This is a genomic window from Pectobacterium sp. CFBP8739 (genome assembly GCF_013449375.1).
In the GTDB taxonomy this organism is placed as follows: Bacteria; Pseudomonadota; Gammaproteobacteria; order Enterobacterales; family Enterobacteriaceae; genus Pectobacterium.
This window is the reverse complement of record NZ_JACDRR010000006.1, coordinates 59881-76267: the sequence shown is the minus strand read 5'-3', so window position 1 is coordinate 76267 and position 16387 is coordinate 59881. Positions and strand designations below refer to the sequence as shown.

The window sequence follows — 16387 nt, the reverse complement described above, 5'->3', positions numbered from 1 at the left end:
ATCATAGCAGAAGCCGTCAACTCCTGATTGTTGGTCAATTTTTTGCACCTCTGGGCGCCAACACTTATGATAGCGGTCATTTTTTGCCACGGTGCTACTATGTTTTTTAAACAATTCAAGTTTTTTAAACTATTCAAACAGTTCGGATTACGACGTCTTATCCTACTCTTAGCAGTGGCAAGCGCCTTGGTGACGCTGGCAAACAGTTTTTATGCCAGCTACCGCGTCCAACGAGAGTTGTTGATTGATAACACGCTTGAAGCCAACCGAGTTTATGCCACTAAGCTCGCAGCGATGACCCACTCTTTCTTTAAAGAAGCCCAGCAGCAGTTAGCCTACAGCGCCAATATCGTCGCCACCCAGATGGATGATAAGGCCAGCCTGCTTAAAGAAGCCGACCGCCTGCGGCTACAGACCAGCAATTTCAACTCTGTCGTGATTGCTGATGAAAAAGGTATCGTCAGAGCCACCTCACCCGATACGTTTCAATTGATTGGGAGAAGCCTGACCACCGAAGGCGCACTCGAAGCCTTACGAGAAAAGCAGCCGCTTATCAGCCAACCCTATGTGTCTGCCGCCAATAACTTCATTGTGCTGATATCTTCGCCGATCTTCACGCAAGATGGCCGTTACAAAGGGTTTATTGGTGGATCGATCTATCTCAAGCAGCCTAGCGTTCTCAATACGCTGTTAGACAAACATTATTATCGCGACGGTTCTTATATTTACGTCACTGATAAGAACAGAAGAATGCTGTATCACCGCGATATCGAACGAATTGGTAAAACAGAGACCAATAACCTGAAGATCGATGTCCTGCATGAGAAGAACGGTAGCCAGCACATGCTGAACTATCTGGGCGAAAAAATGTTAGCGGGCTATGCCGTTGAATCGACTTCGCAGTGGCAGATTGTCGCGCTCCGTCCAACGGACATTACGTTGAAGCCGCTGGATGGCCTGATGATAAATGTGTTGCGCCACACGCTCCCTCTCGCACTTTTAACTATCTTCTGCGTTTGGCTGCTTGCCCGGCTCATCGCCCAGCCGCTGTGGCTGCTGGCGCGCAGCGCCAATAAGATGGATGCGACGGATGTCTCCGACGACATCAGAAATATTCCTTCCTGGTATTTCGAGGCCTCTCAGCTTAAACAGGCTATGCTGCTCGGCATCGATTTACTTCAGCGCAAAATTGGTAAGTTACGTTCGGAGGCACACTCAGACCCGATGACCGAACTGCTCAATCGCCGTGGATTGGATAGCGTTCTGCGCTACTGGCAAATGGGGCAAAAAAGCTTTTCGATCATCGCCATGGATATCGATCGCTTCAAACGTATCAATGATACCTACGGTCATGATGTCGGCGATAATGTCATTCGCTATCTCTCACAGCTTATTCGTACCAGCTCACGCGATTCCGACATTCTGTGCCGCAGTGGCGGTGAAGAATTTTTGATTCTGCTGCCGGAAACCGACCTCGACACCGCACTCAACATTGCTGAACGCTTGCGGCAGCGCATGGAGGAAGCAACTATTCCTGTTGTGGGCAATGTGACCATCTCATTAGGCGTTGCCCTGTGGGAACCGGACGTCCATGATATGTCGATCGAACGAGCCTTCAAGTTGGCGGATGAAGCGCTGTATCAAGCTAAACAGGAAGGCCGCAATCGCGTGGTGTCTGCTTTCGGCAACAAGCGTTAACCTAAAACGACGCGTCTCTATCATAGGTGATGTTGCTGGACATCACCTGTATAAATAACCATACTTAACCCCACAATCCTTTCTTATCCCGCTTGCTATAAAAGGCCGCTTAGTGACTCAGGTTCGTCAGGGGTTTCTACTGACCCGCCACTGGAATGACACGCCAGCTGGTACGCAGGTTGAATTCTGGCTGGCCACCGATGAGGGCCCGCTGCTAGTACGTCTGCCGCCACAGCAGGCCGTAGCCTTTATTCCCGCTCAGCAGGAAGCCCGCGCAAGAACGCTCTTACAGCAAGAAAAACGCTGGCAGTTAAAACCGCTCGCCATGCAGGATTTCCACCATCAGCCGCTATTGGGGCTGTATTGCCCACAATACCGGCAGTTGCTACGGCTAGAAAAATTGCTGCGTGAAAGCGGCGTTCAGGTCTACGAAGCGGATATTCGCCCGACAGAACGTTTTCTGATGGAGCGCTTTATCACGGCACCGGTGTGGTTTAGCGGTACGCCCACGTCGGGTAAGCTGCTGACGGACGCTCGTATGAAACCTCATCCCGATTACCGCCCGACACTCAGGCTGGTGTCTTTGGATATCGAAACCAACCGCCACGGCGAGCTTTACTGCATCGGGCTGGAAGGTTGCGGGCAGCGTCAGGTTTACATGCTTGGCCCGCCGAATGGCACACCTACCGAACACGAGAATTTTACGCTGGAGTACGTCGCCAGCCGCCCGCTATTGCTGGAAAAGCTGAATGTCTGGATGCAGCAGCACGATCCCGATGCCATTATCGGTTGGAATCTGGTGCAGTTTGACCTGCGCGTTTTACAGAAGCATGCCGAGCGCTACAACATTCCACTCAGGCTGGGGCGTAACGGGCAGGCGCTGGAGTGGCGGGAGCACGGCTTTAAACAAGGGCATTTTTTTGCCAGCGCCACAGGTCGCCTGATTATCGACGGCATTGACGCGCTCAAATCCGCGACGTGGAATTTTGCGTCGTTTAGTCTGGAATTTGTCGCACAGTCGCTGCTGGGAGAAGGTAAAGCCATCGACACACCCTATCAGCGGATGGATGAGATTGACCGACGTTTTGCCGAAGATAAGCCCGCGCTCGCGCGCTATAACCTGCAAGACTGCGAGCTGGTCACACGTATTTTCGACAAAACCGAGTTGCTGCCGTTCTTGCTGGAGCGTGCCAGCGTCACGGGGCTGGCGGCTGACCGCAGCGGCGGTTCCGTTGCCGCCTTTTCCCACCTTTATTTACCGCGCATGCACCGCATGGGTTACGTGGCACCCAATCTGGGCGATGTCGCGCTTGAAGCCAGCCCTGGTGGATTTGTGATGGATTCGCGCCCCGGCCTGTATGATTCGGTGCTCGTGCTGGATTACAAGAGCCTCTACCCTTCCATTATTCGCACCTTTCTGATCGACCCAGTCGGGCTGGCGGCGGGAACACAAAATCCAGACGCGCAGCACGCCGTCCCCGGATTTCGCGGCGCATGGTTCTCCCGTGAACAGCACTGCCTGCCCGCGATTGTCGAGCAAATTTGGCAAGGGCGCGAAGCCGCGAAGCGCGCCAGCAACAAACCGCTGTCGCAGGCGTTGAAGATCATCATGAATGCCTTTTACGGCGTGCTGGGCGCGACAGGCTGCCGTTTCTTCGATCCGCGTCTCGCCTCTTCCATTACCCTACGCGGCCATGAAATCATGCGCAAAACGCGCGAACTGATCGAAGAACAAGGCTATCAAGTGATTTATGGCGATACCGACTCCACATTCGTCTGGCTGAAACACGCACATCGCGAAGAAGAAGCTGCAAAGATTGGCAACGCGCTGGTACAGCACGTTAACCACTGGTGGACACAGCACCTGCAAGACACCTTGCAGTTGACCAGCGCGCTAGAATTGGAGTTTGAAACGCATTTTCGCCGTTTTCTGATGCCCACCATTCGCGGTGCCGAGCAAGGCAGCAAAAAGCGCTACGCTGGGCTCATCGACACGCCACAAGGCGAAAGAATGGTATTCAAAGGGTTGGAAACCGTGCGGACCGACTGGACACCGCTGGCGCAACAGTTTCAACAGCAGCTCTATCTGCTGATTTTTCAGCAGCAGCCGTATCAGGACTGGCTACGGGATTACGTCGATCGCACCCTAAACGGGGAGTTCGACGATCTGCTGATCTACCGTAAACGCTTACGCCGCCGGCTAGATGATTACCAGCGCAACGTGCCGCCCCACGCCAGAGCCGCAAAAATCGCCGATGACTATAACCGCCAGCAAGGCCGACCGCTGCAATACCAAAACGGCGGCTGGATCAGCTATGTGATGACCGTCAACGGCCCCGAACCGCTGGAAACCCAGCATTCGCCGTTGGATTATCAGCATTATGTCGAACGCCAGCTCCAGCCGGTCGCAGACGCCATTCTGCCTTTCTTGCATGATGATTTTGCTACACGGATAACAGGCCAGATGGGCCTGTTTTAAACGTCGTTAATTCGCGATACCGCAAGTTTGAGGGGTGACGAACGCACCGTCATCCATTACCATAACGCCCTTTCTGAATTTACATCAGTAACATTATCAGCACTCGGTAATGTAATCAGACATTCCCCCGACACAGACGAACATCGAGCTAAGAATTTATGCCTTTTACACTTGGTCAGCGCTGGATCAGCGATACGGAAAGCGAACTTGGACTGGGAACGGTTGTTGCCGTCGATACGCGTATGATAACGCTGCTTTTCCCTGCCAGCGGTGAAAACCGACTTTATTCCCGCAGCGACGCCCCCATCACCCGCGTGATGTTCAACCCCGGCGACACCGTCACCAGCCATGAAGGCTGGCAGCTTAAAGTCGATGACGTGCGAGAAGAAAAAGGGTTGCTGGTGTATTGCGGCCAACGCCTGGACGATGAAACGTCGGCGGAACTGCGTGAAGTCTTTCTGGACAGCAAACTGACGTTCAATAAACCGCAAGATCGCCTGTTCGCCGGGCAGATCGATCGTATGGATCGCTTTGCCCTGCGCTATCGCGCCCGCAAGCATCAGAACGAACAGGCGCTACAGCAGCAGGTCGGATTGCGCGGCATGCGGGCCAGCCTTATCCCCCATCAGTTGCATATCGCCCATGAAGTCGGCCAACGTCACGCACCGCGCGTCTTGCTGGCGGACGAAGTTGGTCTAGGGAAAACCATTGAAGCTGGGATGATCATCCACCAGCAGTTGCTGGCAGGTCGTGCCAGTCGCGTGCTGATTGTCGTGCCGGAAACTCTGCAACATCAGTGGCTGGTCGAAATGCTGCGCCGCTTTAACCTGCTGTTCTCACTGTTTGACGACGAGCGCTATGCCGAAGCCAAGCTGGACAGCAGCAATCCGTTTGAAACCGAACAGTTGGTCATCTGCTCACTGGGGTTTGTGCAACGCAGCGCCCAGCGCTTTGCGCAGCTCGTCAATGCCGACTGGGACCTGCTGGTGGTGGATGAAGCTCACCATCTGGTCTGGAGCGAAGAAAGCCCTAGCCCCGAATATCAGGCCATTGAAACGCTGGCACGCGCCACGCCTGCCGTTCTGCTTTTAACTGCAACGCCGGAACAGCTTGGTCAACAGAGCCACTTTGCGCGTTTACGCCTGCTCGATCCCAACCGTTTCCACGATTACCAAGAATTCGTTGCCGAACAGCAGCAGTATCGTCCGGTCGCCGATGCCGTCACGCTGCTGTTAGCGGGCGAAAAAGCCCAAACGGCTGAACTGAATGCGCTGAGCGATCTGTTGGGCGAACAGGATATCGAGCCGCTGCTAAAAGCCATCAACAGCGACAGCGATGACAATCAGAAAGCGCGTCAGGAATTGATCGCCATGCTGATGGATCGCCACGGCACCAGCCGCGTGTTGTTCCGTAACACGCGTCAGGGGGTTAAAGGTTTCCCGCAGCGTATCCTGCATCAAATCCGCCTGCCGTTGCCGGCGCAGTACCAAACGGCGATTAAAGTGTCCGGCATTATGAACGCGAATAAGACGCTGGAAGTGCGCGCCCGCGACATGCTGTACCCGGAACAAATTTATCAACAGCTCGAAGGGGACGATGCCACCTGGTGGAACTTCGACCCGCGCGTGGAATGGTTACTGAACTACCTGACCGCCAACCGTGATGAAAAAGTGTTGGTGATCTGTGCGCAGGCCGCCACGGCGCTACAGCTGGAGCAAGTGCTGCGTACGCGTGAAGCGATCCGCGCCGCCGTCTTCCATGAAGGTCTGTCGATTCTGGAACGTGACCGCGCCGCCGCCTATTTTGCTTCTGAAGAAGAAGGCGCACAGGTACTGATCTGTTCAGAGATCGGATCCGAAGGCCGTAACTTCCAGTTCGCTAGCCATTTAGTGATGTTCGATCTGCCATTCAACCCCGACCTACTGGAACAGCGTATTGGTCGTCTGGACCGTATCGGGCAGGCAAAAGAAATTCAGATTCTGGTGCCGTATCTGGAAAATACCGCACAGGCCATGCTGGTGCGCTGGTATCACGAAGGGTTGGACGCATTTGAGCACACCTGCCCGACAGGTCGCACCATCTATGATGCCCACCATACACAGTTGATCGAACGCATGACGACCGTCGGTGAACAGCAAGGGCTGGATGAATTTATTCACACCTGCCGCCAACAGCACGACAACCTGAAACAACAGCTTGAACAAGGCCGCGATCGTCTGCTGGAAATGCATTCTAACGGTGGCGAGCAGGCCCAGCAGTTGGCGCAGGCTATTGCCGAGCAGGATAATGACGTCAATCTGGTGACATTCGCGCTGAACCTGTTTGATATTGTTGGCATCAATCAGGAAGATCGCAGCGATAATCTGATCGTCCTGACGCCTTCCGATCATATGCTGGTGCCGGATTTCCCAGGCCTGCCGCAGGATGGCTGCACGATCACTTTTGATCGCGATCAGGCACTTTCCCGCGAAGATGCGCAGTTTATCAGTTGGGAGCACCCGCTGATCCGTAACGGGCTCGATCTGGTGCTGTCCGGCGATACCGGAAGCTGTGCGGTGTCGTTGCTGAAAAATAAAGCCCTGCCGGTCGGCACACTGCTGGCTGAACTGGTTTACGTGGTAGAAGCACAGGCGCCAAAACACCTGCAACTGACCCGTTTCCTGCCACCCACGCCGGTTCGCCTGCTCATGGATCGTAAAGGGACCAACCTAGCGGCTCAGGTTGAGTTTGAGAGCTTCAACCGCCAGCTCAACGCAGTAAACCGTCATACGTCCAGCAAGCTGGTGAATGCGGTACAGGCCGACGTTCACGCGATGCTGCAACAGGCGGAAGCGCTGGTGGAAACGCAGGCGCGCCAGCTCATCGCCGAAGCCCAGGAGCAGGCTGATCTGCAATTGCGCCGTGAGTTGGAGCGTCTGGAAGCGCTGAAAGCGGTTAACCCTAACATTCGTGAAGACGAGCTGACTGCACTGGAAAATCAGCGTGAGCAAGTGCTGAGCAATCTGCACGAAGCCAACTGGCGTCTGGATGCAATCCGTCTGGTGGTGGTGACACACCAATAAACGTTTCTGGCAGCGGTATAGGCATAAACCTCATACCGCTGTTATAAAGACACGTTGTTTGCAAAATCGAGATACACGGGCATACCACGGGGCGAGGTCTCCCTGCGGGAACCTCATCCCCGTGTTCTCCCTAATATCACACATTATATGTTGTCTGAAGGTGCTCCGATGGAACCCTATAATCCGCCTACCGATCCTTGGTTGCATATTCTTTACCAGGATCAGCACATCATGGTGGTGAATAAACCCAGCGGTCTACTGTCGGTTCCCGGCCGTGCGCCAGAACACAAAGATAGCGTCATGAGCCGCATTCAAGCTGACTACCCAACGGCCGAATCCGTTCATCGTCTGGACATGGCGACCAGCGGCGTCATTGCCGTCGCACTCACAAAAGCCGCCGAGCGTGAATTAAAGCGACAGTTTCGCGAGCGTGAACCGAAGAAATCCTACCTTGCCCGCGTTTGGGGGCATATGGAACAGGATGAAGGCGTCATCGATCTTCCGCTGATCTGTGACTGGCCGAACCGCCCAAAACAGAAAGTCTGTTTTGAAACAGGCAAAGCGGCACAGACAGAATATCAGGTGCTCTCACGCGACGATGACGGTACGACGCGCGTCAAGCTGATGCCGATTACCGGCCGATCCCACCAACTGCGCGTCCATCTGCTCGCGCTAGGCCACCCTATCCTCGGCGATGGCTTTTATGCCCATCCTGATGCTAAAGCAATGGCGCCCCGCCTGTTACTGCACGCACAAGAATTGGCTATCACGCATCCCGCGTTCAATACCCCGATGCACTTTCGCTGCGAAGCGGATTTCTAAGGCAAACGTGCGACGGCATTTGCAAATCGGATTTGGTAGAGCGGTAAAACGGGGAAGTAACAAGAAGGGAAAGATGCGGATTATTTTGTCTGATTCGCGCTTTTCAACAGTTCATAGGCCGCCTGAATATCCTGCGCTTTGCGCTTGGCCATCTCCATCATCCTCGGCGACAGCTTCTTGGCGACCAGCTTATCGGGATGATGCTCGTTCATGAGTTTACGGTAGGCGCGCTTAATCGTCGCGGCATCATCGCTGCTACGCACACCCAGCGTACGACAGGCGCTTTCGACTGTTAGCCCGCGCGGCGGTGACACAGGACGCTGACCGCCATAAGAGTGACCGTTGGAATAGCCATTATTACGACGCTGATGCGATTTACCGTTCTGTCGTGACTGATTCTGCCGAGACTGTTGCCCCGAGGTTCCTTCCATATTGCGCAGGAAGAACTCAAACTGCTCACGCGTCACGCCCAGCTCATCGGCAATCACGTACAACACACGTCGTTCATTCGGGTGCAAAACACCATCAACAAACGCGACCTGAAGCTGAATTTCCAGAAACATCTTAATTAAATCAAAGCGCCCCAGACAGGCATCGCGCAGCTTGCGTAATTTTATGCGCAGGGGGAAATGACCCGCCTTCCCTTCGCGGAAAGCCTGTTGAGCCGCGCTTCTGGCTTCACCAAATAGCTCAAGGCGATCCATCATTTTGGTCGCGATCTTGATGTCGGCTTCTGTCACTCGGCCTTTGGATTTGGTCAGGTGACCCATAGCCTGAAAGGTCGTGAGAAAGAACAAGGACTGGCGGGTAGACTGGGCCGAAAAATAATCACGGCGACGCGATGCCCAGGCTTTGTCAATCCAATGCCCCATCAGCAAACCCATGATCATTCCCCAGATGCCAGCGCTTGAGACGATTCCCAGCGCTAACCCCAGTAACTTTCCCCAATACCGCATATACTCCTCAAATCCTCATGCCGTCAGCCAAAAATTGCTTTATCATACCTGTCATTTATCTTTGCACCTAACGGTGGTGCGTATAGGCGGTGGGGATTTAACACTGGCGCAACGCTAACGAGTGATATAGTCTCTGACCGTTTGCCGGTATGATGCCCCTGATGACGGAACACCTAATACTGCGTATGAAAAAAAGTTTCCCAACTCTGCTGGCCACACTGGTTTGGTCGGCGCTTTACAGTCAGCACGCGCTGGCCGATCTCGCTGAGCAGTGCATGCTGGGTGTACCTACGTACAACAGACCGCTGGTCACTGGCGATCCCAATCAACTACCGGTCAACATTCAGGCCGATAAAACCGAAGCCAGCTATCCAGACAGCGCCAAATTCACCGGTAATGTTAACATCCAGCAGGGCAACAGCGTCATGACTGCCGAGCAGGTGGAACTGAATCAGTTGGATCCGGCAACGCAGGGTAGCACGCCCACACGGACGATTACCGCAACAGGAAATGTCCACTACGATGACAATCAGGTTATCCTGAAAGGCCCTAAAGCCTGGGCCAACCTGAACACCAAAGATACCGACGTCTATGAAGGCGACTATCAGATGGTGGGCCGTCAAGGGCGTGGTTCCGCCGACAAAATGAAAATGCGTGACAGCAATCGCTACACTATTCTGGAAAACGGTTCTTTCACTTCCTGTCTGCCGGGAGATAATAGCTGGAGTGTCGTCGGTTCGGAAGTGATTCAAGACAGAGAAGAGCAGGTTGCTGAAATCTGGAACGCGCGTTTCAAGATTGCTGGCGTACCTGTGTTCTATAGCCCATATTTGCAGCTTCCTATCGGCGATAAACGACGCTCTGGCTTCCTGATCCCCAATGCGAAATATGGTAGCAGCAACGGCTTTGAATTACTGACGCCCTATTACTGGAACATCGCGCCTAATTTTGACGCAACCATCACACCGCACCTGCAAACTAAACGTGGTATGCAGTGGCAGAACGAATTCCGCTACCTGACCACGCCAGGCCTCGGCGTGATTCAGTTCGACTGGCTGCCCAGCGACAATGAATACGCCAAAGTCTCCCCGCAAGATAGTAACGATACCCGCTGGCTGTTCCACTGGGGTCATAGTGGCGTGATGGATCAGGTATGGCGTTTTAACGCCGATTACACGAAAGTCAGCGACGATCGCTACTTCACCGATCTGGAGTCAAATTACGGTTCAACTACCGATGGCTACGTCACCCAAAAATTCAGTGCGGGCTATGCGAACCAAAACTGGAATACCACGCTGTCCACTAGACAGTTCCAAGTCTTCTCCAATGCAACCAACCGTGATGTTTACCGTGCCGAACCGCAGCTCGATATCAATTACTACCAGAATGATATCGGCCCAGTTGATATGCATCTTTATGGTCAGGCGGTAAAATTTACCAACGTCAACAACAATCGGCCAGAAGCGACTCGCCTGCATGTTGAGCCAACGTTGAATCTGCCGTTGGCAAACCGCTGGGCCAGCCTGAATACCGAAGCCAAGCTCTTGGCAACACACTATCAACAGGACAACTTGGATCGTTACCGTGCCGACCCTAGCGTCACCGACGTCAATAAAAACGCGCTCCAAAGCTCTGTAAATCGCGTCATGCCACAATATAAAGTGGATGGCAAAATGATCTTCGAACGCGAAATGGACTGGTCGAAAGCCTATACCCAAACGCTGGAACCTCGTGCGCAATACCTGTACGTGCCTTACCGCGACCAGAGCAGCATCCATACCTATGACTCCACGCTGATGCAGACCGACTATTCCGGCCTGTTTCGCGATCGCAGTTACAGTGGCCTGGATCGCATCGCGTCCACCAATCAGGTTGCGACCGGTGTCACCACGCGTATTTATGATGATGCATTGGTTGAACGTTTTAACGCTTCTATTGGTCAAATCTATTACTTCGAGCGTCCACGTACGGGTGACCGCAACACGTCGCTCGATAAAAGCGATAACAACGGTAGCCAGGTGTGGGCCGGTGACTCCTTCCTGAGAATCGATGACAGATGGGGTGTTCGCGGGGGGTTGCAGTATGACAATCGCCTGAACGAAGTCGCGCTGGGTGACGCCGTGTTAGAATACCGTCGCGATGCGGAGCGCTTGGTGCAGTTAAATTATCGTTACGCAAGTCCTGAATATATTCGCGACATGCTGCCAAACGTGACAAACCAGGGTTCTCAGCAAGGTATCTCACAGGTCGGCATCACCGCGAGCTGGCCAATTGTCGAACGTTGGGCTGTGGTTGGCGCTTATTACTACGACACTAAGGCTAATCAGCCGGCAAACCAGCTGATTGGGTTACAGTACAATACGTGTTGTTGGGCCGTGAGCGTTGGTTATGAACGTAAAATTACCGACTGGAACAGCGCCAGCCGCAGCAGCGAATACGACAACAAAGTGTCGTTTAATATCGAATTACGTGGTTTAAGCAGTAATTACAGTCTGGGTTCCGACAAAATGCTGCGTTCAGGTATTTTGCCTTACCAGCGCGCATTCTGATGTCATCCAGAGTGCTAAGCCGATAAGGATGTAGCAAAAACAAACAGGCTGTCTTACAGAAATGTTGGAACTTTAACCCGCCTTGCGGATGAAATAATGGGAAAGGTATGAAGAACTGGAGAACGCTTATTCTCGGATTGGCACTGAGTGCCTCTACCGCGTTCGCAGCACCACAGGTGGTTGATAAAGTCGCAGCAGTGGTCGACAACAGCGTCGTGTTGGAAAGTGATGTCAACGCGCTTTTGCAGTCGGTAAAACTGAACGCCCAGCAGGCCGGGCAACAATTGCCGGATGATGCCACGCTGCGCCATCAGATTACCGAGCGTTTGATCATGGACAACATCATCCTGCAAATGGCGCAGAAGATGGGTGTCCAGGTGACGGATGAGCAACTGAATCAGGCAATTACCAATATTGCCACTCAGAATCGGATGTCTCTGGAGCAGCTAAAAAGCCAGTTGGCTTATGAAGGTCTGAACTACAACACCTACCGTAACCAGATTCGCAAAGAGATGCTGATCTCGGAAGTCCGTAACAACGAAGTTCGTCGTCGCGTGACGGTACTGCCGCAGGAAGTCGATACGCTAGCGAAGCAGATCGCCAACCAGACCGGTGAAAATGATGAGCTGAACCTGAGCCACATTTTGATCCCATTACCGGAAAACCCGACTCAGCAGCAGGTTGATGAGGCGGAAAATCTGGCAACGTCGCTAGTGAAACAAATCAGTGAAGGCGCAGATTTTGGTAAGTTGGCCATCACCTATTCGGCTGACTCTCAGGCGCTGAAAGGCGGCCAGATGGGTTGGGGTAAATTGCAAGAGATCCCAACGCTGTTTGCCGAGCGCTTAACTCAGGCGCAGAAAGGCCAAATTGTCGGTCCGATCCGTTCCGGCGTAGGTTTCCACATTCTGAAAGTGAACGATATTCGCGGCGGTAACAAAAGCATATCGGTAACCGAAACCCATGCTCGCCATATTCTGATCAAGCCTTCCGTCGTCATGACGGACAGTCAGGCGCAAGCCAAACTGGCCGACGTGGCACAGCAGATCAAAAACGGCAGCACCGATTTCGCCGCACAAGCCAAACTGCTTTCTCAGGATCCGGGTTCAGCGAATCAGGGCGGCGATCTTGGCTGGGCTTCTCCAGATATGTACGATCCGGCCTTCCGCGATGCGTTGTTGAAACTGAAGAAAGGCGAAATCAGTCAGCCTATTCATTCCTCTTTTGGCTGGCATCTGATTCAGTTGCTGGATACCCGTCAGGTGGATAAAACCGACGCGGCACAAAAAGAACAGGCTTACCGTATGATCTTTAACCGTAAATTCGCCGAAGAAGCACAAACCTGGATGCAGGAACAGCGTGCATCGGCGTATGTCAAAGTGATTAATGGCGCCACTAACTAATGCTGATTGAAACTAATGCTGATTGAAACTAATGCTGATTGAAACTCATGCAGACTGAGAGCAATACACCACGCGTTGTGATCACCCCCGGCGAACCCGCTGGGATTGGCCCCGATCTGGTGATTGCTCTGGCTCAGCAGGCCTGGCCTGTGGAGCTGGTCATCTGTGCGGATCCTGACCTGTTATTAACTCGCGCATTGCAGCTATCTATGCCGCTGACATTGCACGACTATCAACCCGGCCAGCCCGCACAGCCACAGCAGGCAGGTAGCCTCACTATCCTGCCGATCGCCACATCGGCAACCGTCATTGCTAGCCAATTGAATGTCGCTAACAGCGCTTATGTCGTTGAGACATTGGCTCGTGCTTGCGATGGCTGTCTGAACGGCGAATTCGCCGCGCTGATTACTGGCCCAGTACATAAAGGCATTATCAACGATGCCGGCGTCCCGTTCAGCGGACACACTGAATTTTTCGCCGAGCGCAGCGGCTGTGACCGTGTTGTTATGATGCTGGCGACGGAAGAACTGCGTGTTGCCTTAGCTACTACGCATCTGCCGCTTGCCGCCGTTTCTGCGGCCATCACCCGTCAGAGCCTGCACGAAGTCATCACAATTTTGCACCATGATTTGCAGACAAAATTCGGCATCGTTCAACCACAGATTTATGTTTGTGGATTAAATCCTCATGCCGGTGAAGGCGGCCATATGGGCCGTGAAGAGCTGGATGTGATTACCCCTGCACTGGACGAACTTCGGCAACAAGGCATCACGCTGGTTGGGCCACTCCCTGCCGACACGCTTTTCCAACCCAAATATCTGCAACACGCTGACGCCGTGTTGGCGATGTACCACGATCAAGGGCTCCCGGTTCTGAAATATCAGGGTTTCGGGCGCGCCGTTAATATCACGCTGGGGTTACCTTTTATCCGCACATCTGTTGACCACGGTACAGCGCTTGAGCTGGCCGCAACGGGCAGTGCCGACCCCGGCAGCTTCATCACGGCATTAAATCTTGCCATTAAAATGATAAAACACAGTAATGAATAATCGCGTACACCAAGGTCACTTCGCCCGTAAACGTTTTGGGCAAAACTTTTTAAACGATCACTTCGTGATCGATAGTATCGTCTCGGCTATTCACCCCCAGCCAGGACAGGCAGTCGTAGAGATCGGTCCCGGCCTCGGTGCACTGACCGCGCCTGTCGGTGAACGGATGGATCGTTTCACCGTTATTGAGCTGGACAGGGATCTGGCTGCGCGGTTGGAAACACATCCGACGCTGAAAGATAAGCTGACAATCATTCAGCAAGATGCCATGACGATCGATTTCGCCGCGCTCGCTGAGCAAGCCGGCCAACCGCTGCGCGTTTTTGGCAACCTACCGTATAATATTTCCACACCGCTGATGTTCCACCTGTTCAGCTATACTCAATCTATCCGCGACATGCACTTTATGTTGCAGAAAGAAGTGGTTAACCGTTTGGTCGCTGGGCCGAACAGCAAAGCTTTCGGACGCCTGAGCGTCATGGCTCAGTATTATTGTCAGGTGATTCCGGTGCTTGAAGTGCCGCCGGAGGCGTTCAAGCCCGCACCTAAAGTTGATTCCGCCGTAGTGCGACTCGTGCCTCATGCCGAGATCCCTTACCCGGTCAGCGACATTCGCGTGCTAAGCCGCATCACGACGGAAGCATTTAACCAGCGCCGTAAGACACTGCGTAACAGTCTGGGCAATCTGTTCACCCCAGACGTGCTCGCTGAACTGGGGATCGATGCCACCAGCCGCGCAGAGAATGTATCCGTTGAGCAATATTGCCGATTGGCTAACTGGTTAAGTGAGCATCCGGCAAAACAGGAATAACTGGAGTTCATCATGATTAATGCGCCCCGTGTTTGTGTACAGGTTCAGAGCTTCTACGTGGAATCACAATCGGAGCCTGATGAAGAACGTTTCGTGTTTGCTTACACGATTACGGTTCGCAATCTGGGGCGTCATGAAGTCCAGCTTTTGGGACGCTATTGGCTGATTACCAACGGTAACGGCCGACAGACTGAAGTTCAGGGTGAAGGCGTGGTCGGCGAACAGCCGATTATCCACCCTGGCAGCGAATTCCAATATACCAGCGGTGCCGTCATAGAAACGCCCCTCGGTACAATGGAAGGCCACTACCATATGACTGACCATCAGGGTAACGCGTTTCAGGTTTCCATCCCCGTTTTCCGTCTGGCTATCCCTTCACTGATACATTAATTATGTCTACCTATTTAGTTGGCGATGTTCACGGCTGTTTAGTTGAACTCAAAGCGCTATTGGCGCAAGTTTCCTTTAATCCGGAGCAAGATACGCTGTGGTTAACCGGCGATTTAGTGGCACGCGGCCCAGATTCGCTTCAGGTTCTGCGCTTCGTTCGCTCTCTCGGTCCTGCTGTTCGCATGGTGCTCGGCAACCACGACCTACACCTGTTGGCGGTTTATGCGGGTATCAGTCGTAACAAACCGAAAGATCGTATCAGTGATCTTCTTTCTGCGCCGGATGCAGATGAGCTGATCAACTGGCTACGCCGCCAGCCGATCCTACAGGTCGATGATGATCTGAAGCTGGTGATGGCGCACGCGGGCATCACGCCTCAGTGGGATCTCCCCACTGCACAGATGTGCGCACGCGAAGTCGAATCGATCCTGAGCAGCGACAGCTACCCGCTTTTCCTCGATGCGATGTATGGCGATATGCCGAATCACTGGAGCCCAGAACTTAGCGGTCTGGCACGTCTGCGCTTTAGCACCAACGTTTTTACCCGTATGCGCTACTGCTTCTCAGGCGGGCAACTGGATATGCTTTGTAAAGAGCCACCGACTCAGGCCCCTTCTCTGCTCAAACCATGGTTTGAGCTGCCAAGTCAGGTTGCTGGGGAATATACTATTGCCTTCGGTCACTGGGCATCGCTGGAAGGGAAAGGCACACCGGAAAATATTTACGCGCTGGATACCGGGTGCTGCTGGGGAGGGGAATTGACTATGCTGCGTTGGGACGATAAGCGCTATTTCACGCAACCGTCGCTTTCATCAACTGCCGACATCTCTGGCGATAGCACGTCCTGATCGGATGCGCGAATGTCTTCAGACTATCGCAACCGTACTACTGTCATAGAAAAGGGAAAGCTGTCCCAGGCTGAGCGTTTTTGGCTGGCGGAACGGCTGCCGCCTCGGCGGGAATCGACCAGATACCGCCGCCAAGAAACCCGGCCAGACCAACGGCTTCTACGTTGCCTGATGGTAATTCACGGCGCTCGGGATCGCTCAGGCGATCAGTATTCAGATTACTGTTTCTATTCGTCATGCTTACGGTCTCCTATCTATCGAACACAGCGGCTTAACGACATCTCTATTTAACGACGAAAGCCGCTACTCGTTGTCATACT

At 53.3% G+C, this 16387-nt stretch carries 12 protein-coding genes; 10 read left to right on the top strand and 2 right to left on the bottom strand.

The features are described 5' to 3' along the window. Positions 1-99: 99 nt before the first annotated feature. The 4 genes from H0247_RS04775 (at position 100) to rluA (ending at position 8061) form a co-directional block, all read left to right on the top strand. On the top strand, positions 100-1698 hold the full coding sequence (locus H0247_RS04775; protein WP_180741508.1) for a sensor domain-containing diguanylate cyclase: 1599 nt from the start codon (positions 100-102) through the stop codon (positions 1696-1698). Between the two features lie 112 nt (positions 1699-1810). Beyond that, the gene (locus tag H0247_RS04770; RefSeq protein WP_180741507.1) at positions 1811-4177 is read left to right on the top strand and encodes a DNA polymerase II; all 2367 of its coding nucleotides are present in this window, start codon (positions 1811-1813) and stop codon (positions 4175-4177) included. Positions 4178-4335: 158 nt separating this feature from the next. After that, positions 4336-7239 carry an RNA polymerase-associated protein RapA gene (gene rapA, locus H0247_RS04765; protein WP_180741506.1) on the top strand — a complete coding sequence of 968 codons (2904 nt, stop codon included), beginning with the start codon at positions 4336-4338 and terminating at the stop codon, positions 7237-7239. 168 nt (positions 7240-7407) lie between these two features. Beyond that, the gene (gene rluA, locus H0247_RS04760) at positions 7408-8061 is read left to right on the top strand and encodes a bifunctional tRNA pseudouridine(32) synthase/23S rRNA pseudouridine(746) synthase RluA (protein WP_180741505.1); all 654 of its coding nucleotides are present in this window, start codon (positions 7408-7410) and stop codon (positions 8059-8061) included. An 80-nt stretch (positions 8062-8141) separates the two neighbouring features. Here the strand turns inward: rluA and djlA are convergent, their stop codons facing one another. Further along, the gene (djlA, locus tag H0247_RS04755) at positions 8142-9017 is read right to left on the bottom strand and encodes a co-chaperone DjlA (protein WP_180741504.1); all 876 of its coding nucleotides are present in this window, start codon (positions 9015-9017) and stop codon (positions 8142-8144) included. Between the two features lie 149 nt (positions 9018-9166). Here djlA and lptD point away from each other — a divergent pair, with 149 nt between their 5' ends. The 6 genes from lptD to apaH all read left to right on the top strand — a co-directional run bounded on the left by lptD (position 9167) and on the right by apaH (position 16067). Further along, on the top strand, positions 9167-11566 hold the full coding sequence (lptD, locus tag H0247_RS04750; protein WP_180741503.1) for an LPS assembly protein LptD: 2400 nt from the start codon (positions 9167-9169) through the stop codon (positions 11564-11566). Positions 11567-11673: 107 nt separating this feature from the next. Then, the gene (gene surA, locus H0247_RS04745) at positions 11674-12969 is read left to right on the top strand and encodes a peptidylprolyl isomerase SurA (RefSeq protein ID WP_180741502.1); all 1296 of its coding nucleotides are present in this window, start codon (positions 11674-11676) and stop codon (positions 12967-12969) included. 47 nt (positions 12970-13016) lie between these two features. Continuing rightward, the gene (gene pdxA, locus H0247_RS04740; protein ID WP_180741501.1) at positions 13017-14018 is read left to right on the top strand and encodes a 4-hydroxythreonine-4-phosphate dehydrogenase PdxA; all 1002 of its coding nucleotides are present in this window, start codon (positions 13017-13019) and stop codon (positions 14016-14018) included. Further along, a complete protein-coding gene (gene rsmA / locus H0247_RS04735) occupies positions 14011-14829 on the top strand; it encodes a 16S rRNA (adenine(1518)-N(6)/adenine(1519)-N(6))-dimethyltransferase RsmA (RefSeq protein WP_180741500.1) in 819 nt (272 codons plus the stop codon). Before pdxA ends, rsmA begins: the two co-directional genes overlap by 8 nt. Positions 14830-14841: 12 nt before the next feature. After that, entirely contained in the window at positions 14842-15219 is a 378-nt protein-coding gene (apaG, locus tag H0247_RS04730) for a Co2+/Mg2+ efflux protein ApaG (RefSeq protein WP_180741499.1), read from the top strand. A 2-nt stretch (positions 15220-15221) separates the two neighbouring features. Continuing rightward, positions 15222-16067 carry a bis(5'-nucleosyl)-tetraphosphatase (symmetrical) ApaH gene (apaH, locus tag H0247_RS04725; RefSeq protein ID WP_180741498.1) on the top strand — a complete coding sequence of 282 codons (846 nt, stop codon included), beginning with the start codon at positions 15222-15224 and terminating at the stop codon, positions 16065-16067. A gap of 43 nt (positions 16068-16110) precedes the next feature. On the opposite strand, the gene H0247_RS04720 is transcribed toward apaH, so the two are convergent. After that, complete coding sequence (locus tag H0247_RS04720) at positions 16111-16305, bottom strand: hypothetical protein (protein WP_180741497.1); 195 nt, start codon at positions 16303-16305, stop codon at positions 16111-16113. Between the last annotated feature and the right edge of the window lie 82 nt (positions 16306-16387).

Bases quoted from the DNA above. Each gene is read 5' to 3' on its own strand.
- H0247_RS04775 (WP_180741508.1), top strand. From the start codon at position 100: ATGTTTTTTAAACAATTCAAGTTTTTTAAACTATTCAAACAGTTCGGA.
- rapA (WP_180741506.1), top strand. From the start codon at position 4,336: ATGCCTTTTACACTTGGTCAGCGCTGGATCAGCGATACGGAAAGCGAA.
- rluA (WP_180741505.1), top strand. From the start codon at position 7,408: ATGGAACCCTATAATCCGCCTACCGATCCTTGGTTGCATATTCTTTAC.
- djlA (WP_180741504.1), bottom strand. From the start codon at position 9,017: ATGCGGTATTGGGGAAAGTTACTGGGGTTAGCGCTGGGAATCGTCTCA.
- lptD (WP_180741503.1), top strand. From the start codon at position 9,167: ATGATGCCCCTGATGACGGAACACCTAATACTGCGTATGAAAAAAAGT.
- surA (WP_180741502.1), top strand. From the start codon at position 11,674: ATGAAGAACTGGAGAACGCTTATTCTCGGATTGGCACTGAGTGCCTCT.
- pdxA (WP_180741501.1), top strand. From the start codon at position 13,017: ATGCAGACTGAGAGCAATACACCACGCGTTGTGATCACCCCCGGCGAA.
- rsmA (WP_180741500.1), top strand. From the start codon at position 14,011: ATGAATAATCGCGTACACCAAGGTCACTTCGCCCGTAAACGTTTTGGG.
- apaG (WP_180741499.1), top strand. From the start codon at position 14,842: ATGATTAATGCGCCCCGTGTTTGTGTACAGGTTCAGAGCTTCTACGTG.
- apaH (WP_180741498.1), top strand. From the start codon at position 15,222: ATGTCTACCTATTTAGTTGGCGATGTTCACGGCTGTTTAGTTGAACTC.
- H0247_RS04720 (WP_180741497.1), bottom strand. From the start codon at position 16,305: ATGACGAATAGAAACAGTAATCTGAATACTGATCGCCTGAGCGATCCC.